Origin of the sequence: Streptomyces sp. NPDC051664 (assembly GCF_044453545.1) — a bacterium.
Classification (GTDB): domain Bacteria; phylum Actinomycetota; class Actinomycetes; order Streptomycetales; family Streptomycetaceae; genus Streptomyces.
The window spans coordinates 43,048-57,460 of sequence record NZ_JBITCU010000026.1 but is presented as its reverse complement, the minus strand read 5'-3'; the positions used below and the strand labels follow the sequence as shown (position 1 = coordinate 57,460).

The window sequence follows — 14,413 nt, the reverse complement described above, 5'->3', positions numbered from 1 at the left end:
CGACCGGTAGCCGGCCGACTCACACGTTTCCTTGTTGTCGCTTCCGTTACCGGCTTCCTCCTGGCCGGTGCCGTTTGCGACATGAGAAACATACGGCGGAACACCCTGTCCGCCAGAGGGTCCCAGGGCCCAATCCCGGGCCCAAAGGGCGAGTTGGGTCCTGACGCCCAAGTCCTGGGCCCGCGTCCCCCGCTCAGCCATGTCCACCACTCCCCCGCGCCGGCGCCGTGCCGAGCCAGCGGGCGATGGCCTCGCTGCGGCTGCCGCTGTGCAGCTTCGTGAAGATGCGGTTGATGTGGTTCTTGACGGTCTTCTCGCTGATGAAGCAGGTGGCGGCGATCTGCTGATTGCTCATGCCGGACGCGATCAGCTCCATGACCTCCACCTCCCGCGAACTAAGGCCGTACTGCTGCCTGTTGGGAGCCATGGCCGACCCCCCTGTTGTTGAAGACTGTGCCACAACTGGTTGCAGTTGCGAAAGACCCTGGGATGGTTGCGCGGGTCGCGTCGCAGGTGACGGCATTTCAGGGATCAGCGGATGTGCAGGCGCACCGTGTTGCTGCACATGCCCGACGCCCTGCCCGTCATAGCCGGGGCCCTGGCGGGCAACTCCCGTGGTCAACGCGGTCCCCAGGCCCTCGGGCAGCTGTCCGCCCTGTGGTCCTGGGCCCTGCCGCATATGGGCCAGGAGCGCGTTCGCCGCGGTCGCGGTGAAGTGGGCCCGCCCGCTCTTGGTGTCCCGTACGGCCTGCACGAGCTGGTCCGCCGTGAACTCCCCGTGCACCAGATAGCCGCCCGCGCCCAGCCGCAGCGCCTCGTGGACGATCTCGCTCTCGCGGCTGTACGTCAGCATCATGACCGGGGCGACCTGCACGAGGTGCGGCAGCGCGGAGATGCCGTCGACCCCCGGCATGCGGACGTCGAGCAGGACGACGTCCGGGCGGTGCTGAACGGCCATGTCGTAGGCCTGGCGGCCGTCCGCGGCCTCCGCCACGACTTCGATGTCCTCACGGCCGGAGAGCAGCACGCCCAGACCGGCCCGGACCACCGGGTTGTCGTCGGCGACGACGACCCTCAGCGGGCCGGCTACCGGCGCCGGAGGGGCAGCGGGGAAGGGCGGAGGCATGGCCTCGGATGCCGCGGGCTGCTGGGGGACGGGGAACCCGGAGGAGCTGAGCTCCGAGTTGAGCGGGGTGACGTGCGAGGACGTGTGCTGGGAGGCGTGGTTCTGTGCGGCCCAGTTCTGGCCCGACGCACGGGAGACGTCGTCCGGCATCTGCGACCTCCTCTCGGTTTTTTTTTGGGGGGGGGTGGAGCGGGTCAGTTCAGTTGTTGTGCGTGGGGGCCGGCTGCGAGAGCGGCCACCGGAAGTTCCAGGCGTACTTCGGTGCCCTTGGCCGCCTTGCCCTTGCCGATGCGGATACGGGCTCCGATGGACGCGGCACGTTCGACCATGCCGACGAGACCGAAGTGGCCCGCGCGCTTGAGGTCGTCGAGCGTCGTGCCCGGGGGCAGGCCCCGCCCGTCGTCGTACACGCTGACGCGCAGGACATCGCCCTTCACGCCGGCCAGCACGATGAGATAGGTCGGGTGGGCATGGCGATGGGCGTTCTCCATCGCTTCGGAGGCGACGGTGAGCAGCTGGCGGGCGACCACCTGCGGCACGAGCGGGACCGGGGCCTCGTTGAGCATCCGGAAGGTGGCCGTGAGCCCATGGCGTCGGGTGAAGTCGTCAGCCCTGGCCCGCAGTTCGGAGACGACATCCACACCGCCGTCGAGTCCGGAGTCGCGGCGCAGGTCGGAGAGCAGTTCCCGCGACTCCGCCGCTGCCCGGCGGGCGGAGCGGGCCACCAGTTCGGCCTGGTGCTTGACGGTGAGCGGGTCCATCCGGTCGGAGGAGCTGGCCAGGCCGTCGGCGGCCAGCGCCAGGCCGTGCAGGGTCTTGGCCACCGAATCGTGCATCTCGCGGGCCAGCCGGGTGCGCTCGCCCTCCACGGCCTCGTTCACGGCCAGCCGCGCCCTGGTCTCGGTGAGGGCCTGGCTCGCCGTGCCGAACCGTAGGAGGAGATTGCGCAGGGTGACCCCGACGGCGCCCGCGATCACGCAGAAGCCGGGAAGGAGCAGCGCGGTGGCGTCGCTCGCCTGCAGCCTCGAGTCGGTCCCGTACACGCCGAAGACGATCAGCGTCTGGAGCGCCGCGAAGACCGCCGCGCCCCGCCAGCCGTAGACGAGTCCCGCCAACAGCGGGGTGCACACGGTGACGTAGGCGAGAGTGGACTCGGGCGTGGCGGTGATCAGCAGCAGGGCTCCGAACAACGCGTCGATGCCCAGCAGCCAGGGGTGGCGCAGGAGGACGGGCCCGAAGCGTTCCCAGTCCCGGAAGAGGACGTACGACCCCATGAAAGTGACGAGGACGGCCGAGCCGATCAGCCAGGTGGCCACGCCCGACGCCGTGTGATTGATCGCGAACGGCGTGGCTATGGCGATCATCGCGAGCCGGAAGCCGAAGACCTGACGGCACATGGCCTGGAGCGCGTTGAGCTGGATCGCGAACGCCGGGCGCGCTCCGGGGTCGGCCATCGCCTGACGCACCTCGGCGGTCAGTCCGAGCTGTGAACTGCCGAGCTGGAACGACATGAGCCTGTCACCTCCCCCTGGTCATCGTGCTCAAGATCCCCGTCATGCATGTCATCCGCCCGTGAGGAAGCTGAAGTCGACGTCGGCTCCGTAGACGAAGCCGACCGTCAGCAGGACCAGGGTTCCCGGGAGCAGGAAGGTCGTGACCGCGAAGGTGGCCTTCGGAACGGCCCTGGCGGCCTTCCGGCGGGCGTTCTGGGCATCCGTACGCCGCATGTCGTTGGCGATCTGGATCAGCGTGTCGACGATCGGGGCGCCCAGCTCCTCACCCTGCTGGAGCGTGGTCACGAACATCGCGACCTGTTCCGAGTCGTTGCGCTTGCGCAGCTCATCGAAGGCCTGGCGACGGCTGACGCCCATGTCCATCTGGCGCAGCGTGATACGGAGTTCGTCCGCCCACGGGCCCTCGTACTTGTCGGCGACGCGCCCCAGGGCCTGGCGGAAACCGAGGCCCGCCGAGACGACGACGGCCAGGACGTCGAGGAAGTCGGGGAGCGTCCGCTCGATGTGGTCCTTGCGGACCCGGACCGCCGACCAGATCCCGACCTCCACCCAGAACAGGCCGAAGCCGATCAGCAGCAGGGAGAGGAAGAACTGGCCGCGCAGGATCATCGTGAACGCACCAAGCAGACCGAGAGCACCGTAGACGAAGCGGCGGGCGGCGTAGCGGTCAATCGTCAGACCGCCGGGGTTGCCCGCCATGTCGATCTGGCGGCGCTTCTTGTTGACGGCCTTGGGGCCCATCATCCGCAGCACCATGGGGGCCCAGCGCATGCCGAGCCGGTCGATGCCGGAACCCATGGCGTTGGTGCGCGTGGCACCGACCTCCAGGGCGATGGCGAGGTCGCCGGGGAGTTTGGCGTCGGCCCGGTACATACGGATGCCGGCGATGGCGCCGAACACCGCGAGACCCACAACGAGCGCAAGCAACAGGTCCATGTCAGCTCCTCCCCTCAGACGTCGATACGGGACATGCGGCGGATCACGATGAATCCGATCGTGTACAGGACGATGGAGACGATCACGGCGACCTGTCCGATGAAGGCGCCGGTCATCCGGTCGAGTGCGCCCGGCATCACCGCGTTCATCAGGAGCATCGCGCCGAGACCGAAGACCGGGACGGCGTACGCCGTGACGGTCACCTGTGACAGCTGCGTCTTGACCTCACGCCGGGTCTCCTTGCGCTCCTCCAGCGTCTCCGTGAGGTTGCGCAGCGAGCTGACGACCGTACCGCCGGCCCGGTTGGACAGGACCAGGGTCGTCACCAGGACGACGAGCTCGCGCGACGGCAGCCGGTCCGTCAGCTCGCTCATCGCGTCGTCCAGCGACTCGCCGACGGCGAGGCGGCGGGCGACGCGGGCCAGTTCCTCTCCCGCCGGGTCCTCCATCTCGTCCGCCGCCATGCTGATGGCGGTGCGCAGCGCGAGGCCCGCCTGGGTGGCGTTGGCGAGGATGCGGGAGAGCTCGGGCAACTGGTTGATGAAGCGTTCGGTGCGCTTGGTCCGCTGCCAGTTCAGGAAGGCGTTGGTACCCCAGAGGCCTACAAGCGCCGCGACCGGGCCGAAGAAGCTGGCGAGGATCGACGAGGCGGTCATCCAGAGCGCGGCCATGGCGACGAGCGCGTAGACGAAGAACTCGCCCGGGGTGATTTCCAGACCCGTGGCGGCGAGCTTCAGCTCCAGCTTGCGGCCCAGGCCCGTCTTCCGCAGCCTGCGGTCGACGCCCTGGAAGCGGCGGTGTCGCCCGGCCGCCGGGATCTGGCCGGTGTGCGACAGCCGGTCGACGAGGGCGTCCCGGTCGGCCTTCCCGCCGGAGTAGGCGTGCAGGCCCATGACGCCTGTCACTCCGAAGAGCAGCGTGACGCCGATCGTGAGCAGAGGGAGATTGTTCATGGCGCGGTACCTACTTGGCCTCTCGGGTGGCGAGCTGTTCGTCGGACGCGGCGACTCCGAAGGCCTGCGGGATGGGCTGGCTGGCCATGTAGAGACGGTCGGCGATCTTGCGCGGGAGCGGGAGGTACTGGAACTGGCCGTGGATCCGCCCGTCGGCGGCCATCGGCTGGGCGTTGAACCGGGCGACGGACACGATGCGGTAGGCGTCGCGGCCGTGCGAGTCGAGGACGGCGATCTCGGTGACCTTGCGGGAACCGTCGGCGTGCCGGGTGAGCTGGACGATCACGTCGACGGCGCTGTTGATCTGGTCGTGCAGCGCCTCGAACGGGATCTTGATCTCCGACATCGAGGCCAGGGTCTGCAGACGCATGAGCGCGTCCTCGGCGTTGTTGGCGTGGACGGTGGCGAGCGAACCGTCGTGACCCGTCGACATCGCCTGGAGCATGTCGAGCGACTCGCCGCCACGGACCTCACCGACGACGATCCGGTCGGGCCGCATACGCAGGGAGTTGCGGACCAGGTCACGGATGGTGATCTGGCCCTTGCCCTCGACGTTCGCCGGGCGGGACTCCAGCCGGATCACATGGCTCTGCTGGAGCTGCAGTTCGGCGGAGTCCTCGATGGTGACGATGCGCTCATGGTTCGGAATCAGTCCGGACAGTGCGTTGAGCAGCGTCGTCTTACCCGTGCCCGTGGCACCGGAGACGATGATGTTGAGCTTGGCCTGGACGAGCCCGGACAGCAGGATCAGCATCTGCTCGTCGAGCGAGCCGACGTTGATCATCTCCTGGAGCGTGAACGCCCGCGGGAACCGTCGGATGGTGAGCGTCGCGCCGGTCAGGGAGAGCGGCGGGATGATCACGTTGACACGCTCACCACTGGGCAGCCGCGCGTCCACCATCGGATTCTGCTCGTCCACCCGGCGGTTGACGGTCGAGACGATACGCTCGATGGTCTGCATCAGCTGCTCGTGCGAACCGAACCGCATCGGGAGCTGCTCGACCTTGCCGCTGCGTTCGACGAAGATCTGGTCCGGTCCGTTCACCATGATTTCGGTGATGGACGCGTCCTCGAGGAGCGGCTCCAGGATGCCGAGGCCGAGGGCCTCGTCGACGACACGGCGGATCAGCTGGGTGCGTTCGACGGTCGAGAGGACCGGGCCCTCACGACTGATGATGTGGCTGAGTACGCGCTCCAGGCGGGCCCGCCGGTCGGCGGCGGCCAGCGAGGACATCTCCGCGAGGTCGATCTCCTCGAGCAGCTTGGCGCGGTAGGTGGCCACCATGTGGCTGTCCTCCCGCCCCCCGCTGTTCTTCTCGGGGGCGGTGATGCGGGCCCGCAGGCTCATTCCGTAACTCCCTTGATCCGACGTGCAGATGGCGCTCCGGCCGCGCGATGCGGGGCTCGGTCACTCCCGGGGAAAGGTGGAGCTTCGCTCGGCGTAGCCCCAGCTGAGTCCAGGGACGACGGTGGGGATCTTGACGCGCGCGGTGTAGGTCACCTCGTCGATGCCGTAGCTCGGGGTGAAGAGTGAGTCGTCGGCGAGCCAGTCGCTCATCGCCTCCCGGCCCGCCTCTTCGGGAAGCGTCAGCGGCATGTCGTGGCTGGCCGTACGGGCCGCCGCGCGGGCACCTGTGCCCGCCTGGTTGGCCGTGTACGCGGCCACGCCCAGCTGGATCGCCAGAAGACCCACCAGGAGCAGCAACGGGATGAAACCCATGTACTCGATGGCCACCTGGCCGCGGTCGCGGCGGGGTGTGCCTGTGCGCTCGCTCATCGGTCAGCCCTCCGTCGGCGACGCGGCTTCGCCGGTGATCGTCATCGGCCAGTTGAGTACGCCGGGCACCAGGACCGGCACCTTCAGGCTGACCTCGGCCTTGTACAGAGTGGGCGTCGCCTGGCAGCGCGTTCTCGACTTGCTTTCCCAGGCGTCCGGCAGGTCCTCCCGGGCCGCGCGCTTGCAGGCCAGCGTCGGGAGGTACTCCGCCCCGGTGCCCGCCCGGGCCGCCTCGTCGGCCGCGTTCGACGCCAGGCTGAACGTGTAGCCGATCAGCGCGCACTGCCAGAGCGCGATCAGTAACAGGATGATCAGCGGCGTGACGCCCACGAACTCGATCGCGGTCTGGCCGCGATCTTGCTCACGGAAGGAATCACCGTCACGCCTCCTCCGTATCCTCAGGCCTCTCATCTCGGTGGCTGCCATCGGTCAACGTGTCCCCTCGGTCGTCCCACGGCCCCCGGAGTCACCGTCGCGCCGTCTGCGCGGGCGTCCGATGGAGCCTCGGTCGTTCTTGAACTTTCCGGCGTTCTTCCCGCCGCTCCTGTCTGCGCCGGCGGGGAGCTTCACGATCCCCAGCTCTCCGGCCAGGCCCCAGAGCGCCTGTTTCACCGTGCTCTTGGCGTCGAGTTCGTGCATCCGGCCCGCGTCGACGGCGCCCTGGAGTTCCTTGAAGTTCGCGGGAACCGCCGTGTTCGCCATCCGGGTCCCGGTGATCTTCTCGATCAGCGGCGGCTGGATCTCGGTGTTGCGGATGAACCGGTTGACGAGCGTGAGCGTCTCCTCCGCCTTACGGATCTGGAGTCGCTCCCACATCCGTACGGTGCGCTTCGCGCCACGCACCGCGATCACGTCCGGGGTAGTGACCAGAACAGCCGTGTCGGCCATTTCGATGGCTGCTGCGCCGGCGCCCTGGAGCTGGCTGCCGCAGTCGATGACCACCACCTCGTACCGCGAACGCAGGGCGCTGACGATCTGACGGGCCGACCGGTCGCTGACCTCCTCGCCGCGCTCGCCCTCGCCGGGCGCCAGCAGCAGGGCGAGCCCGGTGCTGTGGCTGAACACGGCGTCGGAGAGGACGCGGGGCGAGATGTCGGCGATCGCCGCCAGGTCGACGATGGAGCGCCGGAACTGCACGTCGAGGTACGAGGCGATGTCGCCGGACTGGAGGTCCATGTCGACCAGCGCGACGGTCTGCCCCGACGCCTGTGACGCCAGGGCGAGTTGGACCGCCGTGACGGTCGCCCCCACTCCGCCCTTGGCGCCGCTGACGGTGATGACGGTGCCGCCGGGGCCGGTGAAGACGTCACCTCCGCTGCCCAGGTGACGGCGGACCCCGACCGACCACTGGGCGGCGGACTGGACCCGGTTGGCGAGTTCCTCGTAACTCACCGGCAGGGTGACCAGGCCACGGGCGCCCGATTCCATCGCCGCGGAGAACAGCCCGGGGCTGGCATCCGCGGTGATCAGCACGACCCCGATGGCGGGGAAACGCAGGGAGACCTCCCGGATCAGCTCCAGGGCCGGCACCGGACCGATCCGCTCATGGACCAGCACGACCTCGGGCAGCTCGTCGAGCGACTCGCCCGCGAGGCGGGCGAGGGTGTCGATGAGCTGGGTCGAGTCGCCGACCGGTGCGGCCGGCTCTGCGTCGGGAAGCTGGCTGAGCAGGGTGGTGACGGATCTGGCCGCGTCGGGGTCACCGACGGCCGGGAGGATCCTTGTGGTCATTCGATCCTCACTTGTCCTTGTCGAGCGTGTAGGTGCGGTCGCCCGGCCGGATGGTGCTGTCGCTGCCGGAGGCCAGGAGCGCGAGGCGTACGTGCTCCGCGAAGGACTCGGCGTAGGCGATGCGCTGGGTGTCGAGCGTGTTGAGCGCGAACGTGATGGGGACGGCCTCGGTGCCCATGTTCGACTTGGCGTCCCGGCCGGGCTCCAGGGCGGTCAGCTTGCCGACGTCCAGCACCTTGGCGTTGGAGACGATGACCTTCGACTGGGACGGGGCGCCGTCCTGCTCGCCGGCGAACGTGGCGTAGATGTTGACCGTCGAACCGGGTGTGATCTTGCCGGCGACGCCGGTGGCGGCGTCGATCATGATGGCGATCTCCTGCTCACCGGGCTGCAGTTCGGGACTCTTCTGCATCATGTCCGACTGGAGCAGCGAGCCCTTGCGCAGCTGTGTGACGGCGATCTTTCCGTTGACTTCGGAGAGGTCGGTCACGGCGTTGGTCGAAAGCCAGCGCTTCGGCATCTTGATCTTCTCGAACTGTCCGGAGGACAGCGCCGTGTAGGGGGCGATGTCGGACTTCAGCTGGTAGGCCGACACCTCGGGGCCGACCTTCGAGTTGACGTCACTGATCACCGAGAGCACGCCGGCGAAGGCGCCGAAGGCGCACAGGACCGACAGGAGCAGGAGTATCACGCCGCGGCGCTGGCGGGAGTTCATGGGCCGGACAACCTCGTTCGTATCGGATGCGTGGGGCAGCGGACAGAAGGATGCGCGGTGACTGGGCGTACGTCTGGAAGTCGGTCGGGATTCGCGTCTGGGACTGTGCCTGTACGACGTCTGTATCTACGCGTGTTGCGGAAATGCAGGGACGTCACGACCGTGGCTGCACGGGCGCTCCTTGGTTCAGGACACTTCCGGGGTGCATTCGGTTCTCGGGTGGAGGAAGCGGTGAGGAACAGAACCCGCAACGATCTCCGATGAGTTCCATTCCGCACCAGTGGCAGTTCTCGCGCCTTACGGAGGCCACCAGTTGGTACAGAACGGAGATGTCCGGAAGATAGGCGGCAAATTCCACCAGCTTTCCGGTTCCCCACCAGCGGGAGGAGTCAGAAGGCAGAGTGGCCTCCTGAATGGCCTGGACCTTCCAGGCGGGAGCCAGAGTCCTGTGCACCCAGTCCGACTGCGACTGGCCCTTGCCGATCAGCAGATGCGTTGCGAACTCCGGCCCGGACGGCGGCTCCACGGCCGGACCGACCTTCACGAGCTGCGGGTTCGGCCCCGCGACCACGGCGAACTGGGAGCCCGGCACCCACGATTTGGCATGCGTCTTGAGACTGACCGGAACCCGGTCCAGCTTGGTGACCGAGTTCAGCAGGGCGCCCGGGTAGATGTAGTGCGGCAGCAGCCGGGCGGCGGAGGCGACCACTCCAGGACTGAAGTCGCAGATCGACAACTGGCGCAGCTGTCTTACGAGTACGGCGATGCCGAGCGGTGGGAGATCCACCTTGAGCAGGGCGATGCGGTCGCTCTCCAGGACCGATCTGACGGAATGCAACCTGCGCTCGTGGGCGGCCGGCAGGCCGGCCGAGTAGACGGCGACGACATAGCCGTGCTGCTCCAGCAGCACATGCATGTCACTGATCGCCAGATCCATCGTCTGGTCTTGCGGAGCCTGCAGCAAGGCCGCCGTGGGTGTCTGCTGGTCGGTCGGTGGCAGCACAAGATCAGCACTGGTCACTGCTATTGCGGTCGGCACGCTGGTCCCCGTTCGGCTCCGGCCACCGTCGCGCTGACGGCGGCCGCAATCGCTCCTGTTCCGTGCTTCTGCCACAGCACTTTATCCACGTCTTACCAGCCAGAGAACACCTTTCGTGGACCAGTACAGCTACATCCGGGCAACACCCTCGCGACAGGCGGGCGACAGCCAGGTGCGAAATCGGGCGAAACAGAAAGTGGTTAACTCCTGTACCACTGCGGAGGGTTACCGAAACGCGTTCCGATTTTCGCCGGCCTGAATTCATACGCGCACGTCAGAATGGATCTCGGGTACCGGCGCTCCATTCCGGAGGCGCAAAATCCGTCACCGTCCGGCCATCTCGGGCCACCCCGGTCAGCCGCCCTCCCGACTCGCCCACGAGAGAGGCCGATCGGGTCGCGGAACGGCACCGGCAGCGATCCGGACCCCGGCCGGCGCACTCCTGTCGCACCCCTCGTCGGAACCCGCAGTCACCAGAGGTCTTGACAACTCGATTGGTCTGGACCAGCTTTGTCGGCCAACGGTGGCCACCGTTCTTCAACGCACCTCCATGCGCAGCACGTTCACTCCCGTGTCGCACCCCCGGCACTCGCCTGCACCCCGATGCATCCCCCTGCATCCCCAACTCCCCCACGGAGGCAAGCACGTGGAACGCTCACCCGGCACCCGGCACGGCAGACGCCGCATCCGCCCGGTCCTCGGCTCCGTCATGGCCGTCGTCGCCGCAGCGGCGCTGACCTTCACCGGCCTCGTCGGCACCGCCCAGGCCGCCGACGTCAACAACGCCAAGAACGCGGGCTTCGAGTCCGGACTCGCCAACTGGACCTGTTCCAACAGCAGCGGCACCACCGTCTCCTCCCCCGTGCACGGAGGAGCCGCGGCCCTGAAGGCGACCCCGGCCGGCCAGGACAACGCCCAGTGCACACAGGCCGTGGCCGTGAAGCCGAACTCCACGTATGCCCTCAGCGGCTGGGTGCAGGGCGGATACACGTACATCGGCGCGACCGGCACCGGAACGACCGACGTGTCGACCTGGACCCCCGACGCCGGCAGCTGGACCAAGCTCTCCACGAGCTTCACGACCGGCCCGAACACCACCTCGGTGACCGTGTACCTCCACGGCTGGTACGGGCAGGCCCCCTACCTCGCCGACGACATCTCCGTCACCGGCCCGGACGGCGGCGGCGGCGGTGACCCGGCGCCGACCGTGCCGGCCACCCCGGCCGGTCTCGCGGTGGGCTCCGTGACCTCGTCCTCCGTGGCCCTGTCCTGGAACGCGGTGTCCGGCGCGACGGGCTACAACGTCTACCAGAACGGCACCAAGGTGCAGTCGGTGAGCGGGGCCTCGGCCACCGCGACGGGACTGACCGCCTCGACCTCGTACTCCTTCCAGGTGTCCGCGACCAACGCGGCCGGTGAGTCCGCCAAGTCCACGGCGGTGACCGGTACCACCTCGGCCACCGGTGGCGGCGGGGGCGGCGGGACCGTGCCCAAGCACGCGGTGACCGGCTACTGGCAGAACTTCAACAACGGCGCCACCGTCCAGAAGATCAGCGACGTGCCGGCCAACTACGACATCATCGCGGTCTCCTTCGCCGACGCGACCGGCACTCCGGGCGGCGTCACCTTCAACCTCGACTCGGCGGGGCTCGGTGGCTACACCGTCGACCAGTTCAAGGCCGACATCAAGGCCAAGCAGGCGGCCGGCAAGTCCGTGATCATCTCGATCGGCGGCCAGAACGGCACCGTCTCGATCAACGACGCCACCTCCGCGACGAACTTCGCGAACTCCGTCTACTCGATGATGCAGACGTACGGCTTCGACGGGGTCGACATCGACCTGGAGAACGGCCTGAACTCCACCTACATGACGCAGGCGCTCAGGTCCCTCTCGTCGAAGGCCGGCTCCAAGCTCGTCATCACGATGGCGCCGCAGACCATCGACATGCAGTCGACGTCGAACGAGTACTTCAAGACGGCCCTCAACATCAAGGACATCCTGACCGTCGTCAATATGCAGTACTACAACAGCGGTTCGATGCTCGGCTGCGACGGCAAGGTCTACTCGCAGGGCTCGGTGGACTTCCTCACCGCGCTCGCCTGCATCCAGCTGCAGGGCGGCCTCTCGCCGGCCCAGGTCGGGCTCGGGGTGCCGGCCTCGACCAGTGGCGCGGGCAGCGGTTACGTCTCCCCCACGATCGTGAACAACGCCCTGGACTGCCTGGCCCGCGGCACCAACTGCGGTTCGTTCAAACCGTCCACGACGTACCCGGGTCTGCGCGGCGCGATGACCTGGTCGACCAACTGGGACGCCCAGTCGGGCAATGCCTGGTCGAACGCGGTGGGCCCGCACGTGCACGGCCTGCCGTAACCACCGTCCGGAATCAGTGACCAGCAGCGCCACCGCTCCCCCGGTGGCGCTGCTGCATGTCCGCCTCCAGGTGCCGGCCCGTGACCTCCGGTCTCTCCCTCGCCCGTATTTCCGAGCGGGAAAGGGAAGTTGCCGACCTGGTACAGAGGGAGTCGGGTCACCTGCCCACCCCTCGTGGGACCCTGTTCACCGCGCGATGAAGTGACGGGGGGAGCTACATGGCGGGGGCACGGCTGGAAGGGCTGAGCGAGAGCGATCCGGCAGCACTCGGGACGAACCGGCTGCTCGGCCGGCTGGCGTCCGGCGGCATGGGGCGGATCTACCTCGCACAGGCAGCCGACGGGCAGCTCGTGGCGGTCAAGACACTGCTGGCCGAGGGAGAGGTCAGCGACATCGACCGGCGTCGGTTCGCCCGCGAGGTGAAGCTGGCGCAACGGATCGACAGCGCGTTCACGGCACGGGTACGGGAAGCGGACCCGGACGCCGAGCAGCCCTGGATGGCCATCGACTACATCGCCGCGCCCGCCCTCTCCGAACTGGTGCGCGCCGCAGGGGTGCTGCCCGCGTCGGCCGTACGGTGGCTGGCTGCCGGAACGGCCGAGGCGCTCGTCACGCTGCACCGCGAGGGCATCATCCACCGGGATGTGAAGCCGCAGAACATCCTGCTTCCGCTGACGGGCCCCCGACTGATCGACTTCGGCATCTCGCACGCCAGCGACCTCACCCGGACCAGTCTGACCCTCGGAACCATCGCCTTCACCTCGCCCGAGCAGGCACGCGGCGAGACGTCGACGGCGGCGTCCGACGTGTACTCGCTGGGCGCGACACTCTTCCACCTCACCACGGGACGGCCGCCGTACCGCGCCGACGGGGACACCCTCGCCCTGCTGGCACGGGTGCAGCGCGGTGAACTGGATCTCGACGGGCTGCCGAAGGAACTCGTACCTCTCATCCGTCCGTGTCTGGCGGTACACCCGACGGACCGTCCCGCACCGGCGGACGTGCTGCATCAGTTCCGCCAGGCGATGGCCGGACTGCCGCTCTCACAGAGCGGGAGCCGCTGGCTGCCGCCCCGCTGGACAGCAATGATCGAGGTGTACGAACGCCAGAGTCACGCCCTGCGGCACGGCGCGGCGGCGGGCCCCGACGACCTGACCGCCGATCAGCGCACATCAGCCGTACCGCTTCCGGGCCGGACTCAGATGTACACCCGGGACGCGGAGGCGGAAGCGGAGGCCGCACGGGCGCGGGCGCAACGCGAGCGGGAACAGGAACGGGAGAGGGAACGGGAACGCGAAAGGGCGGAGCGCGAGCGGGAACGCGCGGCGCGTGAGCACGAGCGTGCGGAACGCGAACGGGCCGAGAAGCAGGCCGCCCGCGAGCAGGCCGCGCGGCTCGGGGCCGAGCGCGCCGCGGAGCAGAAACGCGCCGAGGAGCGCCGCCAGGAGCGGGCCCGCAAGCGGGCTTCCTCGTCGTCGGCCCAGCAGCCGCCCTTGTCCGTGGCGTCCGTCACCGCCCCGCCGGCGAAGAAGGGTTCTTCGAGCGGCTGGTGGCTCATCCCGCTGATCTTCGTCGTGATGGTGGTCTGGCGGCCGTGGGAGCCGGATGCCGGAAGCAGCAGCGGGGGCAGCAGCACGTCCAGCAGCAGTGGCTACACGTCGTCGTCCGGCAGCAGCGGCTCATCCTCCTCCGGCACCGTCGCGGACCCCGACCCGACGCCCGATGCCACCGATGCCGCCTTCCGAGCCGTATCGACCGGGGACTGCCTCACGGCGTACGACGACGGCTACGACGACTGGTCCACGACCGCGCCGCGCACGGTGTCGTGCGGTGCCGCCGACGCCTACACCCGAGTGACGTCCGCGCGGAAAGGGATCAGTTTCGCGGACTGCCCGACCGGTAACGGGCGTTCGTACTGGTACCACGTGGGCTCGGTGCCGGACTTCACCGTGTCGCTCTGCTTGGAGCGCCAGTTCCGCACGGGCCAGTGCTTCGTGGCCAAGATCAGCAACGCCTCCGTCACCGAGTCGCTCCTCATGAACGTCTGGAGCTGCGACGCGGCCAAGGTCCCCTCCGGCTACAACGCGACCTTGCAGATCACCGGCTACCACCGGGCGCAGAAGAGCTATCCGCGGGGCTACTGCGCCCGGAGCCAGGGAGACCGGAACAGCTACTGGATCTACGACGTGGACGGCGGGAAGAACGTCCTGTGCACGACACAGACCGACTGAGCCCGCCGCCGGCCGGCCCT

Annotated in this window: 12 protein-coding genes; 2 read left to right on the top strand and 10 right to left on the bottom strand. The window is 68.5% G+C overall.

What is annotated here, in order from left to right; translation table 11 throughout:
• Positions 1–193 precede the first annotated feature (193 nt).
• The 10 genes from ACIA8E_RS32220 to ACIA8E_RS32175 form a co-directional block, all read right to left on the bottom strand.
• The gene (locus ACIA8E_RS32220) at positions 194–1,276 is read right to left on the bottom strand and encodes a response regulator (RefSeq protein ID WP_399303369.1); all 1,083 of its coding nucleotides are present in this window, start codon (positions 1,274–1,276) and stop codon (positions 194–196) included.
• A 44-nt stretch (positions 1,277–1,320) separates the two neighbouring features.
• On the bottom strand, positions 1,321–2,637 hold the full coding sequence (locus ACIA8E_RS32215; RefSeq protein ID WP_399303367.1) for a sensor histidine kinase: 1,317 nt from the start codon (positions 2,635–2,637) through the stop codon (positions 1,321–1,323).
• A gap of 51 nt (positions 2,638–2,688) precedes the next feature.
• Complete coding sequence (locus tag ACIA8E_RS32210) at positions 2,689–3,576, bottom strand: DUF5936 domain-containing protein (RefSeq protein WP_399303365.1); 888 nt, start codon at positions 3,574–3,576, stop codon at positions 2,689–2,691.
• Between the two features lie 14 nt (positions 3,577–3,590).
• Entirely contained in the window at positions 3,591–4,529 is a 939-nt protein-coding gene (locus ACIA8E_RS32205; RefSeq protein WP_399303363.1) for a type II secretion system F family protein, read from the bottom strand.
• A gap of 10 nt (positions 4,530–4,539) precedes the next feature.
• Complete coding sequence (locus tag ACIA8E_RS32200) at positions 4,540–5,877, bottom strand: CpaF family protein (protein ID WP_399303361.1); 1,338 nt, start codon at positions 5,875–5,877, stop codon at positions 4,540–4,542.
• 60 nt (positions 5,878–5,937) lie between these two features.
• Positions 5,938–6,306, bottom strand: a complete 369-nt coding sequence (locus tag ACIA8E_RS32195; protein ID WP_399303359.1) for a TadE/TadG family type IV pilus assembly protein — start codon at positions 6,304–6,306, stop codon at positions 5,938–5,940.
• A 3-nt stretch (positions 6,307–6,309) separates the two neighbouring features.
• Entirely contained in the window at positions 6,310–6,732 is a 423-nt protein-coding gene (locus ACIA8E_RS32190) for a TadE/TadG family type IV pilus assembly protein (RefSeq protein ID WP_399303357.1), read from the bottom strand.
• Positions 6,733–6,735: 3 nt separating this feature from the next.
• Positions 6,736–8,037 (bottom strand): AAA family ATPase, encoded by a 1,302-nt coding sequence (locus ACIA8E_RS32185; RefSeq protein WP_030914843.1) that lies wholly within the window; start codon positions 8,035–8,037, stop codon positions 6,736–6,738.
• 7 nt (positions 8,038–8,044) lie between these two features.
• The gene (cpaB, locus tag ACIA8E_RS32180; protein WP_313938919.1) at positions 8,045–8,752 is read right to left on the bottom strand and encodes a Flp pilus assembly protein CpaB; all 708 of its coding nucleotides are present in this window, start codon (positions 8,750–8,752) and stop codon (positions 8,045–8,047) included.
• A gap of 154 nt (positions 8,753–8,906) precedes the next feature.
• A complete protein-coding gene (locus ACIA8E_RS32175) occupies positions 8,907–9,773 on the bottom strand; it encodes a hypothetical protein (protein WP_399303354.1) in 867 nt (288 codons plus the stop codon).
• Between the two features lie 664 nt (positions 9,774–10,437).
• Here ACIA8E_RS32175 and ACIA8E_RS32170 point away from each other — a divergent pair.
• Positions 10,438–12,162, top strand: a complete 1,725-nt coding sequence (locus ACIA8E_RS32170) for a chitinase (protein ID WP_399303352.1) — start codon at positions 10,438–10,440, stop codon at positions 12,160–12,162.
• 218 nt (positions 12,163–12,380) lie between these two features.
• The gene (locus ACIA8E_RS32165) at positions 12,381–14,393 is read left to right on the top strand and encodes a serine/threonine-protein kinase (protein WP_399303350.1); all 2,013 of its coding nucleotides are present in this window, start codon (positions 12,381–12,383) and stop codon (positions 14,391–14,393) included.
• The last annotated feature ends 20 nt before the right edge of the window (positions 14,394–14,413 follow it).